The sequence below is a fragment of the Cellulomonas telluris genome, assembly GCF_004886325.1.
In the GTDB taxonomy this organism is placed as follows: domain Bacteria; phylum Actinomycetota; class Actinomycetes; order Actinomycetales; family Cellulomonadaceae; genus Cellulomonas; species Cellulomonas telluris.
Map to the genome: position 1 here is coordinate 843,979 of NZ_QXFN01000001.1, position 25,084 is coordinate 869,062.

The following is a 25,084-nucleotide window of genomic DNA, read 5'->3' on the forward strand; positions in this document are numbered from 1 at the left end:
TCGGCGCCCGCCCGCCCGGCGCGGACGTCGCCCCACCCTCCCCGACGGCCGCCCCGAGGACGGCCCGGCCCCCTGCCGGGCCGTCCGTGCCGTCGTGGGACGTCCCCGCATGCGGGACGCTCGCCGGGCGACCTGCCGGCCGTCGGCCTCCCCGGGTCCGGGCGCCCTGCCCGGCGAGGTCAGCGCGCGGTGAGCAGCCGGCCGGCCCACACGTGGTCGAGCGCGAGCTTGCGCACGTTCTCGCGCCACTCGGGCGACCCGGTGTGCCCGCCGGCGAGCGCGCGCAGCAGGACGGGGCCGCCGGTCGTGGTGGCACGGACCCGTTGCACCCACTTCGCCGCCTCGACGGCCCCCACCCGCTGGTCGGCGCGGCGGCACGTGACCAGGACCGCCGGCCAGCGTGCGCCCGGCGGGACGTTCTCGTACGGCGAGTACGCGCGGATCGTCGCGAAGGCCTCCGGGTCGGCGACCGGGTCGCCCCACTCGAGCCGGTCGCTGACGGTGAGGCGCTGGCCCGGGTCGAGCATCGACGTGAGCGGGTCCAGGAACGGCACGTCGAGGACGGCACCGCGGAACCGCTCGGGCGCGAGGTTGAGGGCCGCGCCGACGAGCAGGCCGCCGGCGCTGCCGCCCGCGGCGACCACGCGGTCCGGGTCGGTCGTGCCCGACGCGACGAGGTGGTCCAGGCAGTCGAGCAGGTCCGTGAAGCTGCGCGTCTTGTCCGCACCACGCGCCGCCGTGTGCCACGCCCGCCCGAGCTCGCCGCCGCCGCGCACGTGGGCGACCGCGTAGACGACGCCCCGGTCGAGCAGGTGCCGCAGCATCGGGTTGTACGTGGGCCCCAGCACGGCGCCGTACGCGCCGTACCCGGTCAGGTACGTGGGCGCGGGACCGGCGAGGTCGCGCCGCGCGACGAGCGTGACGGGCACGCGCGTGCCGTCCGCCGCGGTGGCCCACTCCAGGCGCTCGACGTAGTCGTCGGCGTCGTCGGCCGGGCCCGCGACGCGACTCGGCGGCACGTCCGGCGCGTCGAGGTCGACGCGGTACGCCGCCGGCCGGCGCACGTACGACGCGAGCTGCACGACGACGTGCCGGTCCGTCCACTCGGGCTGCACGGCGAGTCGCACGCCCACCGAGGCGACGGGGGCGACTGGGCGCAGCTCGAGGCGCGGACCGTCCGCCCACGTGCCGACGTGCAACGCGTCGCGCCCGGTCTCGCGCCGCCCGACGAGCACGTGGTCGCGCAGGACCAGCGGCGGCGACACCGCCTCCTCCGGTCCGCTGCGCAGCACCTGCGTCCACACGTCGCGCGGTGCGGGTCCGCCGTCCCGTACGGGCGCGAGCCACGAGGTCTGCCCGCTGGGGGCCGTCGTGGTCACGAGGAGGTGGTCGGCGCCGGCGACGACCACGTGCGCGACCGTGGTGGTCCCGGGATCGGCGGGCACGGGCCGCGGCGTGCCCGTCAGGTCGTCCGCCGGCAGGACCGCGCACGTGCCCGCGTCCCGGGACGCGCTCGTCAGCACCACGAACGCACCCGACGTGGTCAGCTCGACGCGTACGCGGCGGGTCGGGTCCGGCTCGTCGAGCAGCACCGTGCCGTCCTCGGGCGCGGCCACGGCGTGCACCCGCACCGATGCCGGCCGTCCCCCGTCGTCGTGGCCGACGACGAGCAGGCGGTCGCCCGTCGCGTCGAACAGCACGCCGGGTGCCGTCCCGTCCGCGACGGTCCGGACCTCCGCGGGGTCCTGCGACCCGACGCGCGCGACGCGCACCGTGAACGTCTCGCCGCCCGTCGCGTCCTGCGTCCAGGCCACGTACCGCCCGCAGGGGCTGACCTGCACGGTCCCGAGCACGACGGTCGCGTCCCCGAGCAGGGCGTCGAGGTCCACGACCACCTCGCCGTGCTCCTCGACCTCGGCGGCCGACGGCACCCGTGCCCCGTCCGCGCCCTGCAGGCGCAGCGCCAGCAGCCGCGGGTAGCGCGCGCCCGGGCGCACCGCGGGGGCCCACCAGCGCCCGTCGCGGCGCTGCGGGAAGCCGAGCTCGGACGTCACGAGCTCGCGTCCGGCGGCCTCCACGAGCGCGGACACCTCGGCGTCGAGCGGGGCGAGTGCGGCCTCGGCGTGCAGCGTCTCCGCGTCGAGCAGCGCGTCGAGCTCGGGCGTGCCGCGCAGCCACTCGTAGGGGTCGTCCCACGTGGTGCCGTGCACGGTGCGCGCACCTGGTCGCGGCTCGGCCACGGGTGGCGCCCCGGTCGGGGCGGCCGTACCGGCGGGCACGGGGAGCGCCGTCGTGGCGGCGGGTCCTGCGGTCACGAGGCCTCCCGGCGGCGGTCGGAGGCCGGCACGGAGCCGGCGTCGGCGGAGACGAGCCCGTTGCTGAACGCCCAGATGACGATCTGGAGCCGACCCTGCAGGTCGAGCTTGCCGCCGATGTTGCTGATGTGGGCCTTGACCGTCGACACCTCGAGGCCGAGGGTCGACGCGATCGTCCGGTTGCACGCGCCGCGGGCGAGCTGCTCGACGACCTCGACCTCGCGCGAGGACAGCGGGTGCTCCGCGCGCGCGGGCCGGCTCGTGCGCCGGCGGGCGAACTCGTGGAACAGCCGCGGCGCGAGCGAGGGCGACACCGCGCAGCCGCCGGCGGCGACGGCACGCACCGCACCGGCCATCTCGGCGGGGTCGGCGTCCTTGAGGAAGAACCCCGAGGCGCCCATGTCGAGCGCCGCGAACATGTACTCGTCGACGTCGAAGGTCGTCATGACCACGACCTTCGGGCGGTGCGGCGACTCCGGCGCGAGCAGCGTGCGCGTCGCTCGCAACCCGCCGCCCTCGGGCATGCGGACGTCCATGAGCACGACGTCCGGCCGCAGGCGGCGCGCCTGCTCGACCGCGTCGCGGCCCGACTCCGCCAGGCCGACGACCTCGATGTCGTCGGCCTGGTCGAGGTACACGGACAGGCCGTACCGGATGAGTGGCTGGTCGTCGGCGACGAGCACGCGGATCACGGGGGTGCCTCCCTCAGGCTGGGGGTCAGGAGTGCGTGGACGCGCCACCCGCCGTCGACGGTCGGGCCGACGCGCAGGGAGCCGCCGAGGAGCTCGACGCGCTCGCGCATGCCCGTCAGGCCGAGGCCCTGGCCGTCGGTGGACGGGGCGTGCGTGCTGGGTGAGTTGACGACCTCGAGCTCGACGTCGGCGCCCCGGCGGCGGACCGCGACCCGCACGTCGGCGTGCGGCGCGTGCCGGGCGACGTTGCTGACGGACTCCTGCACGATCCTGTACGCCGCCAGGTGGACGGCGTCGGGCAGGTCGTCCAGGTCGCCGTCGACGTGCACCTCCGTGCGCCCGAGCACGTGGTCGACGTCGCGCAGCAGGGCCGGCACGTCGCCGATCTCGTGCTGCGGCGGACGGTCGATCTCGTCCGAGTAGCGCAGGATCGCCACGATCTGGCGCAGGCTCGCGAGCGAGCGCAGGCCGTGCGCCACGATCGACTCGAGCGCCTCGTCGCGCGCGGCCGGGTCCTCCGCGCGCAGCCGGGCGACGCGGCCCTGGACGACGATGGCCGTGAGGTGGTGCGCCGTCACGTCGTGCAGCTCGCGCGCCATGCGGCGGCGCTCGGACAGCACGGCCTCCTGCGCGGCCGCCTCCTGCTCGCGCTCCAGCCGGGCGACCTGCTCGAGCATGCCCGCGGCGCGGTGGCGGTGCGCGAGGACGAGCTGCCCGGCCGCGAGGCAGGCGGTGTACGTCATGAGGACGTTGAGCAGCGGGCCGGCGAAGTCGTAGGGGTTGGCCAGGCTGATGGACCCGTGCCGCAGCAGCAGGACGAACTGCATGGTCGCCTCCACGACGACGCCCGCCAGCACGGCGACCACGAGCCGCGCCCCGCGGGCGTGCAGCGCGAGGGCGGCGACGGCGGCCAGGTAGGCCGGCGTGACGGCGACCGCCCGGTCGTGGGTGGCGACCATGAGGACGCACGTCGCGAGCAGGGTGACGACGAAGCCGAGCACCGGGCGCGTGCGCCGCCACGTGAGCGCCGTGCCCTGCACCGCGGCCACGACGACCGCGACCGCGACCTGCGCGGCCTGCGAGGTCGGCGGCGGGCCGGTGCCGGCGCGCGCCGTGACGAGGACGCCCAGCACGCACCACACCACCGTCGCACCGCCGACGACCGGCGCGAACCACGTGCGTCCGGACGCGCCGCGCGGTGCGCCGGCGCGCGCCGACGTGCTCTCGTCGAGCACGGCCATGCCTGGCTCCCCCTGCCGAGCGTCCTCGTGTCGCGGCGGGCCGCTCCGCCCGCCGCGACGCCAGTCTGGCAGCGACGGCGGGTGTAACGCATCCATCGCAGGGGGAAGCGGCGACTCGTTCTTTGGTCGGAGCGCCCGCGGCGGCCCGCGGCACCGGCCACCGGGGCCGCCGGGCGTCGCGACCTGCGGCGACGTGTGCGGGCACGCCCCGACGCGCCCGGCCGGCGCGGCGGACGGGCGACCGACCGACCGTTGACCCCTCCCGGCCCTGTCGTTACGAATCGTCGCGTCGGCGGGCAGCCGACGGACGAGCCGAGGAGCGTGCGGTGGACACGAAGTACCTGGAGTACTGCTACGCGGACCCGAAGTTCTACGACCTGCCGGTCGCGCGGCTCGGCGGTGCCACCGCGGTCCGCGCCTACCGGGTCGACGACGCGCGCGACTGGTCGGGGTGGCAGCGCGAGGTCCAGGGCGGGTGGCTGCACGTCATGCCGCGCGAGGCGCAGCTGCCGCGGCAGGGGTGGAAGATCCACTGCTCGGCCACCGCCGCGAACGCGCAGCACCTCCTGACGGAGGTGTCGGCGTACTGCCACGAGCACGGCGTCCCGTTCAAGCACCTGCCGACGTCGGTCGACCTGGTCCGCAGCAACGTCAAGTACGCGGCACGCGGGGGCAGCGGCAAGTTCATCACCGTCTACCCCCGCGACGACGCGCAGTGCCGCCGCGTCCTCGAGGACCTCGACGCCCGGATCGGCGGGGCCGACGGCCCGTACGTGCTCAGCGACCTGCGGTGGAACGCCGGCCCGTTGTACGTGCGCTACGGCGGCTTCGCGCTCGACCTGGTCCGCAGCGCGTCCGACGAGCTGGTGCCGGCGATCCTCGCGCCCGACGGCACGCTGGTGCCCGACGAGCGCACACCGGTCTTCCGGCCGCCCGCGTGGGTCGAGCTGCCCGACTTCGTGCGCGAGCAGATCGCCCGGCTCGGCTCGGCGGAGCGGCCCGACTCCTTCCCGTACGAGGTCACCGAGGCTCTCCACTTCTCCAACGGTGGCGGCATCTACAAGGCGCGCTCGCTCGCGGACGGCGACACGGTGGTGCTCAAGGAGGCGCGGCCGCACGCCGGCCTGAGCCCCGACGGCCGGGACGCGGTGCAGCGGCTCGAGCGCGAGGTCGATCTGCTGCGGCGGTTCGCCGACGTGCCGGCGGTGGTCCGGTTCCGCGACCACCTCGTCGAGTCGGGGCACCACTTCCTCGTCGAGGAGCTCGTCGAGGGACGCACGCTCAACAAGGAGATGGTGATGCGCACGCCGCTCGTGCGCGGCGACCAGACCCGCGCCGACCGCCTCGCCTACCGCGACTGGGTGCTCGACGTCGTCGAGCAGGTGGAGCGGACCGTCGCCCTCTTCCACGAGCGCGGCGTCGTGTACGGCGACCTGCACCCCAACAACCTCATCGTCGCCCCGGACGGCGCCGTACGGTTCATCGACTTCGAGATGGCCTACGGCGTCGACGAGACGGACGTCGCCGCCGCCGGTGCACCGGGCTACATGCCGCCCGACGGGCGCACGGGCGTGCGCGCGGACCTCTACTCGCTCGCGTGCCTGCGCCTGGGCCTCCTGCTGCCGCTGACGGTCCTGCTGCCGTTGGACGAGCGCAAGCTGGAGCACCTCGTGGCGCGCGTGCAGGAGACGTTCGAGCTCGACGACGAGTACTGCGCGCGGATCCTGCGGGACGCCGCGGTCGACGCCCCGGGGCGCGGCGTGAGCCGGCGGGCGCAGCGCACGCGCGAGGTGGTGCACCGCTGGGACACCTCCCAGGCGGGGCTCGCGGTCATCTCCGAGCAGATCTCGCGCGGCGTGTGGGAGAACCTGGACCTGTCGCGTCGCGACCGGGCGTTCCCCGGCGACATCCGGCAGTTCACCGAGAACGGCCTGGGCCTCGCGCACGGCGCCTGCGGCGTCCTGCTCGCCGCGCCGGGCGCGGCGCAGGCGCAGGACGACGTCCTCGACTGGGTGCTCGACGGTCTCGAGGGTCCGACGCCGGTGCCGCCGGGCTTCTACGACGGCCTCGCCGGCATCGCGTACACCGCGCGGCGGCTCGGGCGGGACGACGTCGCGGACCGGCTCGTCGCGCAGGTCGCCGACGTGCGGCTCGAGCTGCTGACGTCCGACCTCTACGGCGGGCTGGCCGGCATCGGCTGCTTCCTGCTCGAGGAGGCGCAGCACGGCGACGCGGTGGCCGTGCGGCCGGCCCTCGACCGCATCCGCACCGAGCTCGCCGCGCGGCTCGAGCGGCCTGCGGCGCACATCCGCGACGTCGACGGCGTGCCGACCGTCGAGACGGGCCGCGGCGGGCTGCTGTGGGGGCTGACGGGGCAGGCGCTGTTCTGGCTGCGCAGCCACGAGGTCCTCGGCGGGCGGGAGGACCTGGACCGCGCGGTGCGGGCGCTCGAGCAGGACCTGGCGCTGTGCGTGCCGTGCGCGGACGACAGCCTGCAGCTCAACGAGGGGTGGCGCACGCTGCCCTACGTGGCGAGCGGCTCGACGGGCGTCGGCCTGGTCCTGCTGCGAGCGCTCGAGCACGTCGAGCGGCCGGGGTGGGCGGAGGCGCTCGCGGGCATCGAGCGCGCGGTCCGCCCGGACTTCGTCGTGCAGTCGAACCTCCTGAACGGCCGCGCGGGGTTCGTCACCTTCCTCGGCCGGCTGCTCGACGCCGGCCGCGCGAGCGCACGCGCCGCCGACGACCTGGCGCGGCACGTCGACCAGCTCGGGACGTACGCGGTCGTGCACCGCACGGGCGTGCACTTCCCCGGCGAGCAGGTCATGCGCCTGTCGACGGACTGGGGCAGCGGCTCGGCGGGCGTGAAGGACGTGCTGGACGCCTACGCCCGGCGGCTCGCCGGCGCGTCGTGGTCGTCCGCGGTCCCGCTCCTCGGCCTCGACCCGCTCTACCCGGCGGCGCAGGACGTCAGCGCCGCCGCGTAGCCACGACGACCGGAGAGGAGGGAGGTGACGACGTGAGCTACATCCTCGACCTGCAGGGCTCGGCCACCGACCGCGAGCAGTCGCGCGACATCAGCACGACCTCGAACTGGCTCTGCTACAGCACCACGAGCTGGTTCTTCTGCTGACACCCACCCTGCACGCCCGGAAGGAGGTGAGACCCATGTACGTGCTGGACCTGCAGCGGCTGTCGGCCGACGAGGGCACCACGCGCGCTCCCAGCTCCAACAGCTGGTTCTTCTGCTTCAGCACCGGCAGCATCTTCGGCTGCTGAGGTGCTCCCACCGTCCTGGAGGTACCGAACGCCATGAACTTCGTCCTCGCACTGCAGCACCACGCCACCGACGACGCCGGCGACGACCGCCGCTGGATCAGCAGCTGGAGCATCATCGGGTGCGCCAGCACGCTGAGCATCGGGGCCTGCTGAGCATGCAGTTCGTCCTCGACCTGCAGGGTCGCTCCGAGCAGGACGACGACACCCGAGCTCTGAGCGTGCTCAGCCAGAGCTTCTGCCCGAGCACCCTCAGCCTCCTCTTCTGCTGACACCGACCGGTGCCCGCAGACGTCCGTGCGGCGCCCGCGCCGCCTCGGGGAAGCGAGAGGAGGGAAGCAGATGGGTTTCGTCCTCGACCTGCAGTCGTTCGACACGGAGTCGAACGACGCCGCACGCAGCATCGGCAGCACGATCAGCATCGCGCTGTGCGGCAGCACGGTCAGCGCCTTCTGGTGCTGACACCACCGACCACCACCACCGAACGGAGTGACCGATGAACTACGTCCTCAACCTGCAGGAGGCCGCGCCGGTCGTCGAGGCCGACGACGTGCGCAGCTGCAACCTCGTGAGCTTCGCGAGCTGCAGCATCTGTTCGCTCAGCGTGGCCAGCGTCGCGCTCTGCCTGGGCTGAGCCGAGCCGGCCGAGCCCTCACCAGGTCGCACCGCCCGCGCGGAAGGCGGGCGGTGCGACCCCCCGAATCTATCGCCCGACGTGCGAGGTGCCGCGATGACCACCACCCCGACCCCCGTTGCCGTGCAGGACCGTGCCGGGCTGCCCTACGCGCTCGTGTGGCGCGTCGTCCGCCCGCAGCGAGGCCTGCTGGGCCTCGCCCTGCTGCTGTCCGTGGTGGTCGCCGTGCTCACGGTCGTGCAGCCGCGGTTCGTGCAGAGCGCCGTCGACGGCCTCATCGCCGGTCGGCCCGCGGCGGGCACGCTCGTGTGGCTCGCCGTGGTGACCGTCGTGGCGGCCGTCGCCGCGGGCCTGCAGGGCTACGTCACCCAGCGTGCGTCGGAGACGTGCGCCCGGCTGCTGCGCGCCCGCGTCGTGCGCACCCTGCTGCGGGCGAGCGTCGAGGAGCACGACCGGGCCAACACCGCCGACGTGCTCGCGCGCGCCGTGTCCGACACGGCGCTCGTGCGCCTCATGGTCGCCGCCGGGCTGGTGCCGGTCGCGGGCGCGCTCGTCACCCTGGTCGGCATCGTCGGGTTCATGGTCGCGCTCGACCCGCTGCTCGTGCTGGTCACGGTGAGCGTCGTGGCGATCGCGTGCCTGCTCGTCGCCCTCGTCGGCCGCACCGCGCGCGAGACGTCGCTGGAGGTCCAGGAGCGCACGGGCGCGTTCGCCGCGGCTCTCGAGCGCACGCTCGCCGGCATCCGCACCGTCAAGGCCTTCAACGCGGAGGACGTCGAGGAGCGCGCCGTCGAGCTCCGGTCCGGGCAGATGTGGAGCGCCAGCCTGCGCCTCGCGCGGCTCGTCGCGCTCGTCCAGCCCACCGTCAACCTGTGCATGCAGGCCGCGCTCGTCATCGTCGTGGTCGTCGGCGCGGCGCGCGTCGCCGACGGGCCGCTGGGCCTGGGCGGCCTGCTCGCCTACGTCATGTACATGGTGCTGATGGTGGTGCCGGTCTCCACCCTCAGCCAGGCGTTCACGCAGCTGCAGATCGGCCGCGCGGCCCTCGCGCGGCTGCACGAGCTCGACGCGATGGAGCCCGACGACCCGGCCGGCGACGCCGCCGACCGGCCGGGGCCCGCACCGGAGCCGGCGGACGACGTGCACCTCGAGCTGCGCCACGTCGACCTCGCGTACGAGCCGGGGCGTCCGGTCCTGCGCGACGTGAGCCTGCGCGTGCGCCGCGGGGAGAAGGTGGCCGTGGTCGGGCGGTCGGGCTCCGGGAAGACGTCGATCATCGAGCTCGTCGAGGGCTTCTACGAGCCCGACGCGGGCGAGGTGCTGCTGGACGGCGTGCCGCTGGACGCGTTGGGTCGCCGCGCCGCCCGCGCGCGCATCGCGTACGTGCCGCAGGACCCCGCGGTGCTCACCGGCACCCTGCGCGAGAACCTGACGATGGGCCGCACGGACCTGGACGACGCCGCGCTCGTCGACGTGCTGCGGCGGGTGGGGCTGGCGGAGCTCGTCGAGCGGTCCGCGCAGGCCCTCGACGCGGACCTCGGGCAGGCGGGCGTCACGCTGTCCGGCGGCCAGCGCCAGCGCCTCGCGTGGGCCCGCGTGCTCCTGTCGCCCGCGCGGCTGGTGCTGCTGGACGAGCCGACGTCGAACCTCGACCCGGGCACGGAGGCGCTCATGACCGAGCTGCTCGCCGAGCACGGGCGGGACCGCACCGTCGTGACGGTCACGCACCGGCCCGAGACGGTCCGGACGGCGGACCGCGTCCTCGTCGTCGACGAGGGCGTCGTCACCGCGTACGAGTCGTGGGACCACGTGCGGCGCGCGTGCCCGCAGCTCGGCGACGTCGCGCTCGACGACCGGCTCGTCACGGAGGCGGCATGAGCGCCGGCGGCGTCGTGACGGCGGAGGCGGTGGCCGTGCGCGGCCTCGTCAAGCGGTACGACGGCCGCACGGTGCTCGACGGCGTGACCTTCGTGGCGCCGCACGGCACGGTCGTCGGGCTGCTGGGACCCAACGGCTCGGGCAAGTCCACCACGGTCCGGGTGCTGCTCGGCCTCGCCGCGGCCGACGAGGGCACGGCGACCGTCGAGGGGCGCACGTACCGGGAGCTGCCGGAGCCGTCGGTGGTGGGCGCGATGGGCGAGGACCTGGGCCTGCACCCGCGGCACACCGCGCGCGAGCACCTGCGGGTGCTCGCGGCCGAGCGCGGCGTGCCGGTCGCGCGCGTGGACGAGGTGCTGGCCGAGGTCGGGCTGGCCGAGGCCGCGCGGCGGCGCATCGGCACGTTCTCGCTGGGCATGCGGCAGCGCCTCGGCGTGGCGGGCGCGCTGCTCGCGCACCCGCGGGTGCTCGTGCTGGACGAGCCGGCGAACGGGCTGGACCCCGAGGCGGTGGTGTGGCTGCGCGGCCTCCTGCGCCGGTTCGCGGCCGCCGGCGGCACCGTCCTGCTCACGAGCCACCAGCTCGCCGAGCTCGAGCGCGTCGTCGACGCCCTCGTCGTGATCGACGGCGGCCGGGTGGTCGCCGCCGGGCTCCTGCAGGACCTCGTCGGGCCGGACGGCCTGGAGGCGTTCTACCTGCGCGTGCTCGGTCGCGTGCCGGACGTCCGCGCGGGCGGGGGTGCGGCATGATCCGGGGCGCCCTCCTGCGGGTCCGCTTCTCGCGCGCCGCGCGCGTGGTGGCCGTCGTCGCCGGCGTGGTCCTGGTCGGGCAGGCCCTCCTGCTCGTGACGCTGCCCCTGCTCGTCGACGCGCTCATCGGCCTGAACGACGTCGTGCCCAACGCCACCGAGGCGGACCGCATGACGGCCGAGCAGCGCGCGCAGCTGGGTCTCGACCAGGTGGGCGTCCAGCTCGCGGCGGCGGACCTCACGGGCGGCGCGGGCACCGGCCTCGCGGTGGGCGCCGTGCTGGCCGCGGTGGTCGCCGCGCTCGTGGTGGGCAACGAGTTCCGCCGCGGGTCCGTGGTGGCGTCGTTCCTCGCCGAGCCCCGCCGCGGGCGCGTCGTCGGGGCCTCGCTCGTCGGCCTCGTCGTGCCGGTGGTCGCCGCGGGCGCCGTGCTCGCCGTGGCCCGGGGCCTGGTGCTGCTGCTCGGTGCGCGTCTGCAGGGCGTCGGGCTGCGTCTCGGCGCGGCGGAGCTGGCCGGCGTGTGGGTACGGGGGGTGGTGGCGCTGGTGCTCGTGACGGCCGCTGCCGCCGGCCTGGCGTTCCTCGTCCGGTCGGCCGGGGTGGCGATCGGGGTCGTCGCGGGTGTCGCCGTGCTCGAGTCGAGCGTGCGGCCCCTGCTGGCGCTCCTCGTGGACGGCGTCACGGTCGCCGACGCGCTGCCGTTCGGCCTCGTCACGGACGCCGTCGCGCTGCCTGCGGCGGGCCCGCAGGTGCTGCCGGAGGGCGCGCTGCCGCCCGGGACGGCGCTCGGGATCCTGCTCGCGTGGGCCGTCGTGCTCGTCGGGGCGGCGTGGTGGCGCACGGAGCGCACGGACGTGCCCGTCCGCGGCTGACCGTGCGCGTTGGGGCGGCGCGGCGTAGTATTTCGGTGTGTCGCGAAACAACGGAGAAGGCGAGGAGAGCGTGTTCGCCGCGCTGGCGCACCGCTCGCGCCGGGACATCCTGCGTCACCTGCGCGCTCGCGACTTCGTGCGGGCGGGCGACATCGGGGACGCGCTCGGCATCGGGCCCTCGACGTTGTCGGGGCACCTGCGCATGCTGCGCGCGGCGGGTCTCGTCGAGACCCGCCGGCGTGGGACCGAGATCCAGTACCGGCTGCAGATGACCGTCCTCGACGAGGCGATCCTCCTGCTGCACGGGCTGCGCCCGGAGCGCGCCGACGCCGCGACCGACCCGCACGCGACCGACCCGCACGCCACGGACCCGCACGCGACCGACCCGCACCCCGGTGCCGCGGCCGTGCCCGACCCGCAGGGGGACCGATGACCGAGCACCCGCACGCAGACCGCGCCGTACCGCAGGACCCCGGCCCGTGGTGGCGGACCCCGTGGCCGGGGGCCGCGCTGGTCGCCGTCGCCGTCCCCGTCATGGTCGTCGCGTCCGTGCTGGCGTGGCCCGACATGGCGGCGGAGGTCGTCACGCGCGAGGCCGGTGGCCGGCACGGCGCGAGCGTCGTCCCCCGGGAGGTGTCGGCGGCCCTGCTGCCCGCCACGCTCGTCGTCCTCACCGCCCTGTTCGCGGTCGTGCCCGGGCTCGACCAGCGGCTGCTCGGCCGCACGCCGCTGGCCCAGGACCGCTCGCCCGAACGAGCCCGTCGCGTGCTCGGCTGGACGCTCGCGGGCCTCGCGCCCGTCACGGTCGTGCTGCACCTCGGCGTGCTCGCGATGCACACGGGGGAGCCGTTCCCGCTCGACCGTGCCATGGGGGTGGCGCTCGGGCTGCTGCTCGTCGCACTCGGCGTCGGCCTGCCCCTCGCCGCACCCGGCGGGCGGTTCTCGGGACGCGCCGAGGGCTTCCGCGCGGCACAGGGGCCGGCCTACCGCACGGCCGGGCTCCTCCTCGTCCTGGCCGGCGCCGTGACCGCCGTCGCCGCCGGCGCGGGAGCCTCGTGGGCGCCGGTGGTCGCCGTGGTCGGCACGGCGGTCGCGTTCGGCCAGGTCGTGCTGCGCGCCGGGCTCGGCGCGCTGACGCCCCGGCGCCCGTCGCACGACCGCTGAGCGGGACGACGACGGCCCCGGTGCCGGAGCACCGGGGCCGCGTCGGTCCCCACCTCGCCGGTGCCGGGGTTCCGTGCGTCCGGCGCCGGCGACGCGCGGGTCAGACCGTGAAGCGTCCGACGAGCTCGTCGACGTGCTGGGAGTTGCGCGCCAGCTCCTCCGCCGCGGACCGCACCTGGCTGACGCTGCCGGCGGTGGACTGCGCGTTCTGCGCGATCGACCGGACGTTGTCGGCGATCGTCGTGACCCCGATCGCCGCCTCCGCCACGTTGCCGGCCATCGCGGACGTCGTAGCGCTCTGCTCCTCGACCGCGCCGGCGATGCTGCTCTGGTGGTCGTTGACCCGGCCGATCACCTCGGTGGTCGTGGTGATCGCGCCGACCGCGACCTGCACGTCGGCCTGGATCTGCGTGATCCGGGCCGTGATGTCGCCGGTCGCCTGAGCGGTCTGGTGGGCCAGCTCCTTCACCTCGCCGGCGACGACGGCGAAGCCCTTGCCGGCCTCGCCCGCCCGCGCGGCCTCGATGGTCGCGTTGAGCGCGAGCAGGTTGGTCTGCTCCGCGATCGAGCTGATGAGCGCGACGACGTCGCCGATGGCCGCGGACGACTCGCCGAGGCGGCTGATCGTCGCGTTCGCCTCGTCGGTCGTGGCGACCGCGGTCCGGCCGGCGTCGCTCGCCTGCGACGCGCTGCGGGCGATCTCGTGGATCGAGGCGCCCATCTGCTCGCTCGCGGCCGCGACGGTCTGGACGTTGGAGGAGACCTGCTCGGCGGCCGCGGCGGCGGTCTCCGCCTGCCGGGCGCCGTCCGTCGACTGCCGCGTCATCTCGGCGGCGACGGCGGCGAGCTCCTGGGCGGCGGCGGACGAGGTCGACGCGGTGTCCCCGATCTGGCGGACCAGCGTCGCGATGTTGCCCACGAACCGGTTGAAGACCCGCGCGAGCGCGCCGATCTCGTCCCGGCGGGACTCGTCCACCTGCTGCGTGAGGTCGCCGTCGCCGTCGGCGATCTCCCGCAGGCGCTCGGTCAGCGCGTTGATGGGACGCGTGATGCCGCGCGTGAGGTACGTCGCGAGGCCGAGGACGAGGAGCACCGCGAGCAGCGTGCCGCCGACCACGACGGCCGCGGTGGTGTCGGCCGTGGCGTCCGCGGTCGCGGCGCGCTCGGTGAGCAGCGCCTCCTCGTCGGCGCGGATCTCGTCGAGCAGACCGCGGATCTCGTCCATCACGACCTTGCCCTCGTCGGACAGCACGATCGCCGCGGCCGCCTCGAACCCCTGCTCGGAGCGCACGTCGATCGTCTGCTGCATCTCGTCGAACTTGGCGGCGACGAGCGGCTGGAGCTCGGCCAGGCGCTCCTGCTGCACCGCGTTGTCGCTCGTCAGGTCCCGGACGGTCTCGAGGTGCTCCGCCACGGCGGTCCGTGCCTCGGTGTACGGGCCGAGGTAGTCGTCCTCACCGGTGATGAGGTACCCGCGCTGCCCGGTCTCGGCGTCCTTGAGGGAGGACAGCACCGCGTCCGTGCCGCTGAGCACCTCGTGCGTGTGCTCCACCCAGCCGCTGTTCGTGACCAGCTCCCGGGTGTTGGTGAAGGACTCGTACCCGACGGCCGCCATCAGCACCAGCACGAGCGCGTAGCCGGCGGCGAGGCGTCGCCCGATGGTCCAGCTCCAGCTCCGGCGCCCGCGGCTGCCAGGGGCCGCCTCGGCGGTGCTCGCACTCGTCATCGGGGTTCTCCTTCGGGTGGTGCATCCGGGTGATCACCCCTCCCATCGGACGCACGTCGGACCCCGTGACGGTTCCGCGGTAGGGCGTGGGTCACGCGCGCACGGACCCCCGGCGGGGCCGGCCCTAGCGCCTACAGCGTGACGGCCACCAGCACCGCCGCGACCGCGAGCTCGGTCACGAGCGCGGCACGGCGGCGGCCCGGCCGCGCCGGGTCGAGGCCCGGCAGGCCCGGCCAGCGGCGCACCGTCCCCACCACCCCGGCCGCGACGAGCGCGACGAGCGCGAACCACAGCACGTCCGGCACGGCCTCCCACCGGGTCAGCGCACGGGCGAGCGCGACCAGTGCCACCGCCTCCGCGACGCCCGTGACCAGTGCCGCCCGGTCGCCCGGCCCGCCGGGTCGCTCCGGGCTGCGGCAGGTCTGCCACGCCCACGAGGCGACGAGCAGCAGGGGCACGAGGACGGTCGTCCACGCGAGGATCACCACGTCGGTCCCTCCTCCAGCAGGCGCAGGCCCACCTCGTCGACGGAGGCGGAGACGTCGGACAGCACCACGACGCCGCGGCCGGCCTCCCGGTCCAGCCCGACCCACGCGGCGAACCCTCCCGTGCGGCCGTTGTGCCACGTCACCGTCCGCCCGTCGGACGTGGTGCTCGTGACCCAGAAGTGGCCGATGCGGTCCTCGTCCAGGTCGGCGCGCGGCTCGAGGGCGTCGGTGCCGGGCGCGGTGCCGTCGAGGAGCGCCTGCACCAGCAGGGCGAGGTCGCCCGTGGTGGACCGCACCCCGCCGGCAGGCGCGAAGCCGTCCATGACCCACGGGGCGTGGGACCGGCCGGACGCGTCGGTGCCCGCCAGGAGCGGGTCGTCCGCCGGCGTGCGCGTCGGCGCGGTCGTGGCGTCCATGCCGAGCGGCCCGGTGAGGCGTGCGCGCAGCAGGTCCGGCCACGCCGTGCCGGCCGCCGCGGCGAGCGCCTGCCCGGCGAGGGCCGCACCGAGGTTGGAGTACTCGGGGCCGGGGTCGCCCACGCGGGCGTCGCGCGCGGCGGCCACGAGCGCGTCGACGCCGTAGCCGCCGTACGGGTTCGCGCCGCTGACGCCCGACCAGATGCTGCGCGCCGCCATCGCGAGGCCGCCCGGCATGCGGGGGAGCCCGGACGCGTGCGTCGCGAGCGACCCGAGCCGGACGTCGGCGGCGGGCGCGCCGTCCAGCGGCAGGTGCGCACCGAGCGGGTCCTCCAGCGCCACCTCGCCGCGCTCGACCGCGTCGGCGAGCAGCAGACCCGTCAGGCCCTTGCTGACCGACCCGATCTCGAACACGGTGCTCTCGTCGGCGCCGAGCCCGGCGAACGTCGCCGTGCCGGCCTCGACGTGCGCGACCGCGAGGCGGTGCGCCGGCGTGCCGGCCACGGCCTCGCGCAGGGCCGCGGCGAGCGCCGGGTCGCCCGTGGTCCGCGGGTCCGGGGTCGGCGTGCGCGGGCGCACCAGGACACCGACCACGAGGACGACCAGCGCGAGCGCGCCCGCCACGACGGCCTGCAGGCGGCTCGGCTGGCCGGCAGGGCGTGGCGCCGGCGGCGGCGCGGTCAGGGGTGCGGACGGCGGTGTGGTCACGAGGGCCTCCGGGGCGTCGTGGACGTCTGTGGTGGTCAGCGCTCGCTGGCGGCGAGCACCGTGAGCAGCGGGACGACCCGCTCCGCGGGCACCTGGTACCGGCCCCCGTGGTGGCGCAGCCACCCGGCGGCGACCAGCTGGCGCAGGTGGTGGTAGACCTGCCCGGACGTGCCGGTGTCCTCCCGCGCGGTGAGCTCGGCGACCGTGCGCGTGCCCTGGACGACGGCCTGCAGCAGGGCCAGCCGGACCGGGTGCCCGAGCGCGCCGAGGGCCGCCGCGTGCGCCGTCCAGTCCGCGTCCAGCAGGTCGCCCGTGGTGCGGCCCCACTGCCACTCCGCCCGCCCGTCGGCGGTCTCCACGGTGCCCGCGAACAGGACCCCGCCGTCGCCGGGGACGAGGCGGCGCAGGGCGTGCAGGGCCCAGAAGCGGTCGTCGGGGTCGGCCGCGGGTGCCTGGTCGGCTGCGGCGTCCGTGGACGCGGCCGCGGACTCGAGGGCGGCGACCCGCTGCTCGAGCTGCTCGAGCCGGGTCCGGACGTCGGCGGGTGACGGATCGGTGGGCACGAGTACGAAACTACGTAATCACGCTGACGCGTGCAAGGGTGGCGTCGGCGTGGAGCGCGCCGGTCAGGGCGACGGTCGCTCCGCCACCGTCCACCACGCCCGGTCGCCGGCCTCGCCCGTGCCGACCGGCAGCCGGTCCGGGCGGCCCCGCTCCACCCGCAGCGCGCGACCCGTCCCCGTGTGCACCAGGCGCACCCGGGACCCCGCGCGCCACGGTCCGCCGCCCTCGACGTCGACGCGCCACACGTCCTCGGCGTACGGCGCCAGCGCCGGACCGCTCGGCGCGAGGGTCAGCCGCTGCCCCGTGCCGGTGCGCGTGAGCCGCACACGGTCGCCGTCGCCCAGCCGCCGGCCGGCCGCCTCCTCGTCCCGCCGCGTGCCCGGGTCGTCCGCCGCCGCCACCGTCCACGCGGTGACGGGCCCGGGGGCGACGACGGCCGCCGTCCCGTGCGCGGCGAGCGCACGCCCGCTCCACACGTGCAGCAGCCCGAGCGCGTCCCCGGCGCGCACCGCGGCCGACGGCCGGCGCGACGCACCCGGCAGCTCCGGGGGGCGCCGCGACGCGTACGCGTGCCGGAAGAACCCGCGCCACCGGCGCCCGTCGGACCCCACCCAGCCGTCCGGCGCGGGCACGAGCGTGACGTCCTCGCCGGGGTGGTTCGGGTCGAGCACGTGCAGGCGCAGGCGGCCCGACGCGTCGCGGTCGGCCCGGTGCGCGACGACCTGGTGGTTGTCGCCCGAGCGCAGGACGCCCCGGGCGACGACGAGCCCGAGGACGACCGGCCGGCCGGCGTGCAGGGACCGCAGCACCGACGGGACCTCCGCCCACGTCAGCGAGCGCACCCCGGTCAGCGGCGGCCGGTCCTCGTCGGGGAGCACCGACCACGTGAGGAACCGCAGCGCCGACCACGAGCGGAACGAGTCGAGCTGGCGGCGCTGCAGCAGGTCGGCGACCAGGTGGCCGTCCGGCGGCACGCGTCCCGGGGCGAACAGGCGTGCGGGCCAGTGCGGCGCCGGGACACCCGCCCACAGGTGGTCCAGCGACGCGTACGACATGCCGCCGCAGCGGCCCGCGGTCGCGATGCGGGCGCCGGTCGGCAGGGTCGCGACCACGTTGACGAACCCGTTCGCGAACGCGAACGCGGCCGCCGCCGGGCCCTCGGGCTCCGCGCTCCCGGGCTCGGTGCTGTCGGGCTCGGCGTTCTCGGGCTCGGCGCTCCCGCTCATGGGCACCTCCAGCGCCTCCGTCCCCACCCGCACGTCGCCCTCGCGCCGCGCCGACCGACCGCCGACGAGCCTGCCACCGGCTCCCTCCGGGGGCATCCCCCGCGGGCGCCGGGACCCGGAGCCGGGACTCCGCGGCCGGTGAACCCGGAGATCGTCAGCACCTCCGGGCGCCCGTGCTGACGATCTCCGGGGTCGTCGCACGGCGGGACCCGCGCGCACGACGACGGCCCCGGTGCGCGGGGCACCGGGGCCGTCGTCGGTCCCTACCTGGTCAGGCCCGTGGGCCGGGACGGTCAGCCGCCGATCGCGGTCTCGACCTCCTGCACGAACCGCTCGGCCGCCTCCTGCGGCGTCAGCGACCCGAACAGCACCTCCTGGTTGACGCGGCGGATGATCTCCGCGACCTCACCGGCGCCCACGGGCGGCACGGCGGGGCCGTCGACGATCTCGTCCTCGAGGTCGGCCAGGAACTCCGCGGCCTGCTTGTCGGTCTCGGCGAACTTGTCCTGCACCGCCGCGCGCACGTCGGTGTTGGCCGGCAGGCCGCGGTCGGACAGCAGGATCTCGCCGGCCGCCTCGTCGTTGAGCAGGAAGTCGACGAGCTGCGCCGCCGCCTCCGGGTGCTCGGAGCGGGCCGAGATCGAGTAGTACATCGCCGGCTTGAAGTACATGCCGGTGCGCTCGCCCTCGGACTCGCCGGGCACGCGCAGCAGCTGCAGCGGCCGGCCTGAGGCGCTCTGGATCGCGCTGAGCTGGTTCGACCAGAACCACGCCATCGCGCCCTTGTTCGTGCCGATGAGCGACTGCTCCGGCCCGCCGGCGTCCACCTCGACCGACGTCGCCGCGTCCGGCGTGCCGCCGCCGGCCTGCAGGTCGAGCGAGTGCTGCCACCACTCGGCCATCGTCTCCGGCTGGAAGCCGAGGGTGCCGTCCTCCGTGTAGAGCTGCTCGCCGCGCTGGCGGGCGAAGATCGAGAAGCCCGGCTCGTTGAAGCCGTAGTCCTGCGCGCCGCGGATCGTGCCGCCGCTCTTCGTGCTGATCTCGTTGGCGATCTCGACGTAGTCGTCCCACGTCCACGTCGTGTCGTCCGGCATCTCCACGCCCGCGTCCGCGAACGCCTGCGGGTCGGCGACGACGGAGTAGACGTTCACGCCGCTGGCGACGCCGTAGAGCTTGTCGTCGATGGTGCCGGAGGCGAGCACGTTGTCGTCGATCTTCGAGGTGTCGACGTCGAGCTCGTTGATGTCGGCCAGGACGCCGCGCGAGGCGTAGTCGGCGAGGAACCGCTCCTCCTGCGTGATGACGTCCGGGGCGTCGCCGCCCGCGACGCCGACCGCGAGCTTGTCGAAGTAGCTCGTCCAGTCGGTGTAGTCGGCCTCGACCGTGATGTGGGGGTACTTCTCCTCGAACGCGTCGATGACCTCCTGGGTCAGCGCGTGCCGGCTGTCGGAGCCCCACCACGACCAGCGGATCGTGACGGGCTCGTCGGAGTCGCCGCCGCCGCCCGTGGAGCCGCCGCCGGCGTCGCCGCCGGAGTTGCCGGCGCAGGCCGTGAGGACGAGGGCTCCGACGGCCAGGAACGCTCCGGTGCGGAAGCGGTGGCGTCGACGCGGGGTGGGGGTGCGCATGGCTCTCCTTGGGGTGGGCAGGACGGCGGTGTCCGTGCAGGGGCGGGGAGGGTGCGGGTGGTGCGGGTGCTACTTGATGCCGGTCGTGGCGATGCCCTTGACCAGGTACTTCTGGCCGAACAGGAAGGCGAGGAAGACCGGGATGATCGACACGATCGACATCGCGAACATGGGGCCCCACGAGCTCTGGCCCGTGGAGTCCAGGAACGTGCGCAGCGCGACGGGCGCGGTGTGCATGTCGGGCTTGGTGAGGAAGATCAGCTGGCTGAAGAAGTCGTTCCAGGTCCAGATGAACGTGAAGATCGCGGTGGTCGCGAGCGCCGGCAGCGCGAGCGGCAGCATGATCCGCGCGTAGATGCGCCCGTGGCCGCAGCCGTCGAGGCGGGCGGCCTCGTCGAGCTCCCGCGGGATGCCGCGGAAGAACTGCACCATGAGGAACACGAAGAACGCGTCCGTGGCGAGCAGCTTCGGCACGATGAGCGGCCAGAACGTGTTGATCCAGCCCACCTGCGAGAACAGGATGTACTGCGGGACGATGATCACGTGGATCGGCAGCATGATCGACATGAGCATGATCGCGAACCACAGCTTGCGGCCGCGGAACTCCAGCCGCGCGAACGCGTAGGCCGCCATCGAGCAGGCCACTAGGTTCCCGACGAGCGATCCGAGCACGATGATCGCCGAGTTCATCAGGTAGTGGCCGAAGGGCCGGGCGAGCGCGTTCCAGCCCTCGGTGTAGTTCGTGAAGTCGGTCTGCGCCGGGATCAGCGACAGGTCGCGGAAGATGATCTCCGTCGGCTTGATCGAGCTCACGAGCAGCCAGATCAGCGGGTAGATCATCGCCACGGCGAGGGCGATCAGCCCGGCGTGCTTGAGCACGGACCGGACGCGTCCGGGCCACGGCGAGCGCCGCGAGGTGGCGGGCGCCTCGGCGGCGAGGGCCCGGGTGCGGTCGGCGAGCGTGCCGGCCGGGGCGGGGGTGGCGGGAGCCGGTTCGGTGCGCACACGGACCTCAGTCATCGTAGAAGACCCAGAACTTGGAGGCGAAGAAGTTGATCGCCGTCAGGGCGGCGACGATGAGCACGAGAAGCCACGCCATCGCGGACGCGTAGCCCATGTCGAAGGCGGTGAAACCGCGCTGGTAGAGGTAGAGCGTGTAGAACATCGTGGAGTCGGCGGGACCACCGGTCCCGCCCGAGACCACGAACGCCTGCGTGAACGACTGGAACGCGCCGATCACCTGCAGCACGAGGTTGAAGAACACGATCGGCGTCAGCAGCGGCAGCGTGATGTGGAAGAACTGCCGCACGCGCCCGGCGCCGTCGATCGACGCGGCCTCGTAGTACATCGTGGGGATCTGCCGCAGGCCGGCGAGGAAGATGATCATCGGTGCGCCGAACGTCCACACGTGCAGCAGCACGAGGGTCCACAGCGCGGTGTCGGGGTCGGAGACCCAGCCGCGGCCCGGCACGTTGAAGAACGCGAGGAACGCGTTCACCAGGCCCTCGACGCCGAACACCTGGCGCCACAGGATCGCGATGGCGACCGACCCGCCGAGCAGCGACGGCAGGTAGAACACGGACCGGTAGAACGGCAGGCCCCGCATGCCGCGGTCGAGCAGGAGCGCCAGCCCCAGGGCTGCCAGGAGCTGCAGCGGCACGCCGACGAGCACGTACGTGAAGGTCACGCGCAGCGAGTTGTGCAGCCGCGTGTCCTCGAGCATCCGCGCGAAGTTGTCCAGGCCGATCCACTCGGGCGTCGAGAGCAGGCTGTAGTCGGTGAACGACAGGTACGCGGACGCCACCATCGGCCCGACCGTGACGAGCAGCAGGCCGGCGAACCAGGGCGCGAGGAAGACGGCAGCGGCGCGTCCGTCACCGCGGCGCAGGGGCGCGCGCCCGGGGGCGCGGCTCGGGCCTGAGCGCGCCGTACGGCGCAGCTCGGAGACCACGGACATCGTCGATCACCTCTTCGTGCTCGGCGTGACCCCGGGCGTCGTCGCCGGGGGTTCCGGGGGTCCGTACCTCCTCCCGACCTGTGCCGACGTGCGGCCGAGACCAGGAGGAAACCGGTTCCCGGCCGGGACGCTACCACGCGGTGAAGTCATTGGGAACCGGTTTCTGGTGGTGTAGTGTCCGCATCGGACGGGGGCCCGGACGCGTCGACGGAGACGCCGGTCCAGGAGGCCCGCCGGAGCGAGCAGGAGGCCGCACGTGACCACAGAACGGCCGCAGACACGCCTGCCCCGCGCCGCGGCGACCATCGCCGAGGTCGCGACGGCCGCGGGCGTGTCCCGTGCGACGGTCTCGCGCGTGATGAACGGCCGCGACACCGTCGACGCCGCGCTCGCCGCCCGCGTGCGCGAGGTCGCCGCACGCCTGCACTACCGGCCCAGCACCGTCGCCCGCAGCCTCTCGCTCGGACGCACCGAGACGGTCGCGGTGGTCGTGCCCGACCTCGCGAACCCGATGTTCCAGCAGGTCCTGCGCGGCGTCACCGGCGCCGCGGGCGAGGCCGGGTACCGCGTCCTCGTCGCCGACACCGCCGAGCACGCCGGCGACGAGGAGCGCGTCGTCCTCGACGCCCGCACCCGCTGCGACGCGCTCGTCCTCGTCTCGCCCCGCATGCCCGAGCGCGCCCTGCGCGCGCTGCTGCCCCAGGTGCGCCCGGCCGTCGTCGTCAACCGCGCGCCGGACGGGACGACGCCCACGCTCGAGATCGACTACGCCGACGGCATCGCGCAGATCGTCGACCACCTGCTCGGCCTCGGCCACCGGCACCTGCTCTACCTCGCCGGCCCGCCCGAGAGCGCGTCCCACCTGCGCCGCCTCGAGGCGCTGCGGGCCGCCGCCGCGCACCGCTCCGGCGTGCGCCTGTCGGAGATGCCCGCCGGCGCCACCGTCGAGGCCGGGTACGCCGTGGCCGAGGACGTCCTCGCCGCGCGCCCCACGGCCGTCGTCGCCTACAACGACCTCGTCGCCTTCGGTCTGCTCGCCCGGCTCAACGAGCTGGGCGTGGCCGTGCCCGGGGACGTGTCCATCGTCGGGTTCGACGACGTCGAGCTCGCCCGCTTCGCGACGCCGTCGCTGACGACGGCGGCCGTGCCCCAGGCCGAGCTGGGACGGCTGGCGTGGGAGCACCTGCGCCCCGTCCTGGCGGGAGGAGACCCCGTGCAGGACCCCGCACCGATCCGTCCGACCCTCGCCGTGCGCGCCAGCACCGGGCCCGTCCCGCCGTCCGTCCGCCTCGCGCGGGCCACCGACGACGGCGTCCCCCGCGCCGACACCGCGCCGCTGCGCGACGTCGCGTGGCGCCTGCAGGACGGCGTCCCGGCCGCCGAGGCGACGGCCGACCTGGTCGGGGAGTCGACCGCCGCGCACCTCGGCGCGCTGCCGCTCGCGCGGTACGTCACGGGTGCGGACCTCCCGCCCGTGCACGCGCCCCGCCCGTACCTGCACCCCGTGCACACGGCCGGCGGCACGGCGCTCACCGACGTGAGCCCCGTCGACCACCGGCACCACTACGGGATGTCGTTCGCCGTGCCGGTCGTCAACGGCACGTCCTACTGGGGCGGGCGCACGTTCCTGCGCGACGAGGGCCCGACCCTGCTGCCGAACCACGGCCGCCAGGTGCCGCGCACGCGGCGGGCCACCGGCGGCGCGCTCGTCGAGGACGTCGCCTGGCTCGACGAGCGCGGCGAGCCCCTGCTGCGCGAGGACCGCACCCTCGAGGCGCGCCCGTGGCCCGACGACCGGGCTTGGCTGCTGCGCTGGTCCAGCACCCTGCACGCCGAGCACGGCGCCCTCGACATCGAGAGCCCGGCGACCAACGGGCGTCCGCAGGCCGGGTACGGCGGGCTGTTCTGGCGGCTCGCCGCCGCCGACACGACGTCGGTGCTCGGCGAAGGGCTGGCGGGGGAGCAGGCCGTGCACGGGTCGCGCTCGCCGTGGCTGGCCTTCGTCCAGCGGCGCGAGCTCGCGTCGACCACGCTGCTGCTGGTCCAGCCGCCGGACCAGGTGCGGCCGTGGTTCGTCCGCGTCGCGGAGTACCCGGGCGCCGGCCCGGCGCTCGCGTGGGACGCCGTGACGCACGTCCCGGCGGGCGGCACGCTCGAGGCCGGGCTCGCCGCGGTGCTCGTGGACCGGGCGCTCGGCGCCGACGAGGCGGCGGAGCTGGCGGTGCGGGCATGGGCGTGAACGAGGTGGCACGCGTCGCGGTGGTCGGCGTGCACGGGCACGGGGCGTCGCACCTGCGCACGGTGCGGGGGCTCGCCGCCGCCGGGCGGGCGCGGCTGTCCGCCGTCGTCGACCCGCGACCGGTCGCGGGCACCGCGCTGACCGAGGCCGAGGCGGGTGCGCCCGGTCCGCTCGTCCCCGCCGACGCGCGCTGGTACCCGGACCTCGAGGCGCTGCTCGCCGACGCACCGCCGGACGTCGTCGTGCTGGCGACGCCGATCCACACGCACCTGCCGCTCGCGAGCGCCGCGCTGCGCGCCGGCTGCGACGTGCTGCTCGAGAAGCCCACGGTGGCCTCGCTCGACGAGCACGCCGCGCTCCTCGACGTCGTGCGCGAGACGGGCCGTCGCTGCCAGGTGGGGTTCCAGACGTTCGGGTCCGGGGCGGCCGACGAGCTCGCGCGGCTCGTCGCGTCCGGCGAGCTGGGCGAGGTGACGACCGTCGGCGCCGTCGGGACCTGGGTCCGCACGCGCGCGTACTACGCGCGGTCGGCGTGGGCAGGGCGGCGCGTCCTCGACGGCGTGCCCGTGGTCGACGGCGTCGTGACGAACCCCCTCGCGCACGCGGTCGCGACCGCGCTGCGGGTCGCGGGGGCCACGCGGGTCGAGGACGTGACGTCGGTCGACGTCGAGCTGTTCCACGCCCACCCCATCGAGGCGGACGACACCTCGTCGGTCGTCGTGCGGACCGCCGGCGGCCCCACCGTGGCCGCCGGGCTGACGGTCTGCGCCGCGGAGCGGACCCCGGCCGTCGTCGTCGTCCGCGGCACCGAGGGCGAGGCGACCCTGCGCTACGAGGCCGACGAGCTCGACGTGCGCACCGCGCGCGGCGCCCGCACCATCCGCACCGGCCGTCGTGACCTGCTGACGGACCTGCTCGACGCCCGCCTCGACCCGGCGGCCCGGCTGCGCTGCGACGTCGCCGACACCGGCGCCTTCATGGCCGTGCTCGACGCCGTCCGCGCGGCGCCGGACCCGCGCCCGGTGCCGGAGGACCTGGTCACGTGGGTCGGCCAGGGCGCCGACGGGCACCCGGTGGTCGCCGACGTCGAGGCCTGGTGCGACGCGGTCGCCGAGCGCGGCGAGGGCTTCGCGGCGGTCGGCGCGCCGTGGGCGGTCCCGGTGGCGACGCCGGCGGGCGCCTGACGGTCCCCGGCGCCGGTCCGCCGGGCCTCCGTCCTCGACGTCGGTAGTGGACGCGCCCGCGGACTCGCCGAACTCGCCACGTCGGCCCGAGTTCGCCACGTCGGCCCGAGTTCGCCACGTCGACCTGGCGAAC

At 75.6% G+C, this 25,084-nt stretch carries 23 protein-coding genes; 12 read left to right on the forward strand and 11 right to left on the reverse strand.

The features are described from left to right. Nucleotides 1–179: 179 nt before the first annotated feature. Genes FB586_RS04065 through FB586_RS04075 form a run of 3 tightly spaced genes read right to left on the reverse strand, consistent with a single transcriptional unit; the run spans nt 180 to nt 4,248 of the window. The gene (locus FB586_RS04065) at nt 180–2,315 is read right to left on the reverse strand and encodes a prolyl oligopeptidase family serine peptidase (RefSeq protein WP_168800443.1); all 2,136 of its coding nucleotides are present in this window, start codon (nt 2,313–2,315) and stop codon (nt 180–182) included. Next, nucleotides 2,312–3,007 (reverse strand): response regulator transcription factor, encoded by a 696-nt coding sequence (locus FB586_RS04070; RefSeq protein ID WP_136518000.1) that lies wholly within the window; start codon nt 3,005–3,007, stop codon nt 2,312–2,314. The genes FB586_RS04065 and FB586_RS04070 overlap by 4 nt, the downstream gene beginning before the upstream one ends. Next, nucleotides 3,004–4,248 (reverse strand): sensor histidine kinase, encoded by a 1,245-nt coding sequence (locus tag FB586_RS04075; protein WP_136518001.1) that lies wholly within the window; start codon nt 4,246–4,248, stop codon nt 3,004–3,006. The genes FB586_RS04070 and FB586_RS04075 overlap by 4 nt, the downstream gene beginning before the upstream one ends. 326 nt (nt 4,249–4,574) lie before the next feature. On the opposite strand from FB586_RS04075, the gene lanKC reads away from it, so the two are divergent. From lanKC to FB586_RS04110, 10 genes are all read left to right on the forward strand, one after another. Further along, nucleotides 4,575–7,232, forward strand: coding sequence for a class III lanthionine synthetase LanKC (gene lanKC, locus FB586_RS04080; RefSeq protein WP_136518002.1), 2,658 nt, complete (start codon nt 4,575–4,577; stop codon nt 7,230–7,232). A gap of 32 nt (nt 7,233–7,264) precedes the next feature. Next, nucleotides 7,265–7,378: a SapB/AmfS family lanthipeptide gene (locus tag FB586_RS19955; protein WP_246036418.1), complete on the forward strand. Its 114-nt coding sequence runs from the start codon at nt 7,265–7,267 to the stop codon at nt 7,376–7,378. A 35-nt stretch (nt 7,379–7,413) separates the two neighbouring features. Continuing rightward, entirely contained in the window at nt 7,414–7,524 is a 111-nt protein-coding gene (locus FB586_RS19695; RefSeq protein WP_246036499.1) for a class III lanthipeptide, read from the forward strand. Nucleotides 7,525–7,863: 339 nt separating this feature from the next. Then, complete coding sequence (locus tag FB586_RS04085) at nt 7,864–7,983, forward strand: SapB/AmfS family lanthipeptide (protein WP_136518003.1); 120 nt, start codon at nt 7,864–7,866, stop codon at nt 7,981–7,983. Between the two features lie 34 nt (nt 7,984–8,017). Next, entirely contained in the window at nt 8,018–8,155 is a 138-nt protein-coding gene (locus FB586_RS19280; protein ID WP_168800444.1) for a hypothetical protein, read from the forward strand. A gap of 96 nt (nt 8,156–8,251) precedes the next feature. Next, a complete protein-coding gene (locus tag FB586_RS04090) occupies nt 8,252–10,033 on the forward strand; it encodes an ABC transporter ATP-binding protein (RefSeq protein WP_136518004.1) in 1,782 nt (593 codons plus the stop codon). After that, on the forward strand, nt 10,030–10,782 hold the full coding sequence (locus FB586_RS04095) for an ABC transporter ATP-binding protein (protein WP_136518005.1): 753 nt from the start codon (nt 10,030–10,032) through the stop codon (nt 10,780–10,782). Before FB586_RS04090 ends, FB586_RS04095 begins: the two co-directional genes overlap by 4 nt. After that, on the forward strand, nt 10,779–11,651 hold the full coding sequence (locus FB586_RS04100) for an ABC transporter permease subunit (RefSeq protein WP_136518006.1): 873 nt from the start codon (nt 10,779–10,781) through the stop codon (nt 11,649–11,651). The genes FB586_RS04095 and FB586_RS04100 overlap by 4 nt, the downstream gene beginning before the upstream one ends. Before the next feature lie 37 nt (nt 11,652–11,688). After that, entirely contained in the window at nt 11,689–12,084 is a 396-nt protein-coding gene (locus FB586_RS04105) for an ArsR/SmtB family transcription factor (RefSeq protein WP_222928268.1), read from the forward strand. Next, nucleotides 12,081–12,815: a hypothetical protein gene (locus FB586_RS04110; protein ID WP_136518007.1), complete on the forward strand. Its 735-nt coding sequence runs from the start codon at nt 12,081–12,083 to the stop codon at nt 12,813–12,815. Before FB586_RS04105 ends, FB586_RS04110 begins: the two co-directional genes overlap by 4 nt. A 100-nt stretch (nt 12,816–12,915) precedes the next feature. Here the strand turns inward: FB586_RS04110 and FB586_RS04115 are convergent, their stop codons facing one another. From FB586_RS04115 to FB586_RS04150, 8 genes are all read right to left on the reverse strand, one after another. After that, entirely contained in the window at nt 12,916–14,541 is a 1,626-nt protein-coding gene (locus tag FB586_RS04115) for a methyl-accepting chemotaxis protein (protein WP_136518008.1), read from the reverse strand. Between the two features lie 131 nt (nt 14,542–14,672). Next, on the reverse strand, nt 14,673–15,029 hold the full coding sequence (locus FB586_RS04120; protein WP_136518009.1) for a hypothetical protein: 357 nt from the start codon (nt 15,027–15,029) through the stop codon (nt 14,673–14,675). Next, the gene (locus FB586_RS04125) at nt 15,023–16,153 is read right to left on the reverse strand and encodes a serine hydrolase domain-containing protein (RefSeq protein WP_246036419.1); all 1,131 of its coding nucleotides are present in this window, start codon (nt 16,151–16,153) and stop codon (nt 15,023–15,025) included. Before FB586_RS04125 ends, FB586_RS04120 begins: the two co-directional genes overlap by 7 nt. 35 nt (nt 16,154–16,188) lie before the next feature. Next, nucleotides 16,189–16,716: a helix-turn-helix domain-containing protein gene (locus FB586_RS04130; protein WP_136518010.1), complete on the reverse strand. Its 528-nt coding sequence runs from the start codon at nt 16,714–16,716 to the stop codon at nt 16,189–16,191. 63 nt (nt 16,717–16,779) lie between these two features. Beyond that, a complete protein-coding gene (locus FB586_RS04135; protein WP_136518011.1) occupies nt 16,780–17,943 on the reverse strand; it encodes a hypothetical protein in 1,164 nt (387 codons plus the stop codon). A gap of 293 nt (nt 17,944–18,236) precedes the next feature. Continuing rightward, entirely contained in the window at nt 18,237–19,571 is a 1,335-nt protein-coding gene (locus FB586_RS04140; RefSeq protein WP_136518012.1) for an ABC transporter substrate-binding protein, read from the reverse strand. A 69-nt stretch (nt 19,572–19,640) separates the two neighbouring features. After that, a complete protein-coding gene (locus FB586_RS04145) occupies nt 19,641–20,591 on the reverse strand; it encodes a carbohydrate ABC transporter permease (RefSeq protein ID WP_136518013.1) in 951 nt (316 codons plus the stop codon). Further along, entirely contained in the window at nt 20,584–21,528 is a 945-nt protein-coding gene (locus FB586_RS04150; RefSeq protein ID WP_136518014.1) for a carbohydrate ABC transporter permease, read from the reverse strand. The genes FB586_RS04145 and FB586_RS04150 overlap by 8 nt, the downstream gene beginning before the upstream one ends. Nucleotides 21,529–21,784: 256 nt before the next feature. On the opposite strand from FB586_RS04150, the gene FB586_RS04155 reads away from it, so the two are divergent. Further along, the gene (locus FB586_RS04155) at nt 21,785–23,767 is read left to right on the forward strand and encodes a DUF6807 family protein (protein WP_168800445.1); all 1,983 of its coding nucleotides are present in this window, start codon (nt 21,785–21,787) and stop codon (nt 23,765–23,767) included. Further along, entirely contained in the window at nt 23,758–24,951 is a 1,194-nt protein-coding gene (locus FB586_RS04160) for a Gfo/Idh/MocA family protein (protein WP_136518015.1), read from the forward strand. Before FB586_RS04155 ends, FB586_RS04160 begins: the two co-directional genes overlap by 10 nt. The last annotated feature ends 133 nt before the right edge of the window (nt 24,952–25,084 follow it).

What these genes read in the sequence shown, in the direction of transcription:
- FB586_RS04100 (WP_136518006.1), top strand. Translation starts at nt 10,779, where the DNA reads ATGATCCGGGGCGCCCTCCTGCGGGTCCGCTTCTCGCGCGCCGCGCGC.
- FB586_RS04085 (WP_136518003.1), top strand. Translation starts at nt 7,864, where the DNA reads ATGGGTTTCGTCCTCGACCTGCAGTCGTTCGACACGGAGTCGAACGAC.
- FB586_RS04115 (WP_136518008.1), bottom strand. Translation starts at nt 14,541, where the DNA reads ATGACGAGTGCGAGCACCGCCGAGGCGGCCCCTGGCAGCCGCGGGCGC.
- FB586_RS19695 (WP_246036499.1), top strand. Translation starts at nt 7,414, where the DNA reads ATGTACGTGCTGGACCTGCAGCGGCTGTCGGCCGACGAGGGCACCACG.
- FB586_RS04095 (WP_136518005.1), top strand. Translation starts at nt 10,030, where the DNA reads ATGAGCGCCGGCGGCGTCGTGACGGCGGAGGCGGTGGCCGTGCGCGGC.
- FB586_RS04145 (WP_136518013.1), bottom strand. Translation starts at nt 20,591, where the DNA reads ATGACTGAGGTCCGTGTGCGCACCGAACCGGCTCCCGCCACCCCCGCC.
- FB586_RS04135 (WP_136518011.1), bottom strand. Translation starts at nt 17,943, where the DNA reads ATGAGCGGGAGCGCCGAGCCCGAGAACGCCGAGCCCGACAGCACCGAG.
- FB586_RS04090 (WP_136518004.1), top strand. Translation starts at nt 8,252, where the DNA reads ATGACCACCACCCCGACCCCCGTTGCCGTGCAGGACCGTGCCGGGCTG.
- FB586_RS04075 (WP_136518001.1), bottom strand. Translation starts at nt 4,248, where the DNA reads ATGGCCGTGCTCGACGAGAGCACGTCGGCGCGCGCCGGCGCACCGCGC.
- FB586_RS04140 (WP_136518012.1), bottom strand. Translation starts at nt 19,571, where the DNA reads ATGCGCACCCCCACCCCGCGTCGACGCCACCGCTTCCGCACCGGAGCG.
- FB586_RS04160 (WP_136518015.1), top strand. Translation starts at nt 23,758, where the DNA reads ATGGGCGTGAACGAGGTGGCACGCGTCGCGGTGGTCGGCGTGCACGGG.
- FB586_RS04110 (WP_136518007.1), top strand. Translation starts at nt 12,081, where the DNA reads ATGACCGAGCACCCGCACGCAGACCGCGCCGTACCGCAGGACCCCGGC.
- FB586_RS04150 (WP_136518014.1), bottom strand. Translation starts at nt 21,528, where the DNA reads ATGTCCGTGGTCTCCGAGCTGCGCCGTACGGCGCGCTCAGGCCCGAGC.
- FB586_RS19280 (WP_168800444.1), top strand. Translation starts at nt 8,018, where the DNA reads ATGAACTACGTCCTCAACCTGCAGGAGGCCGCGCCGGTCGTCGAGGCC.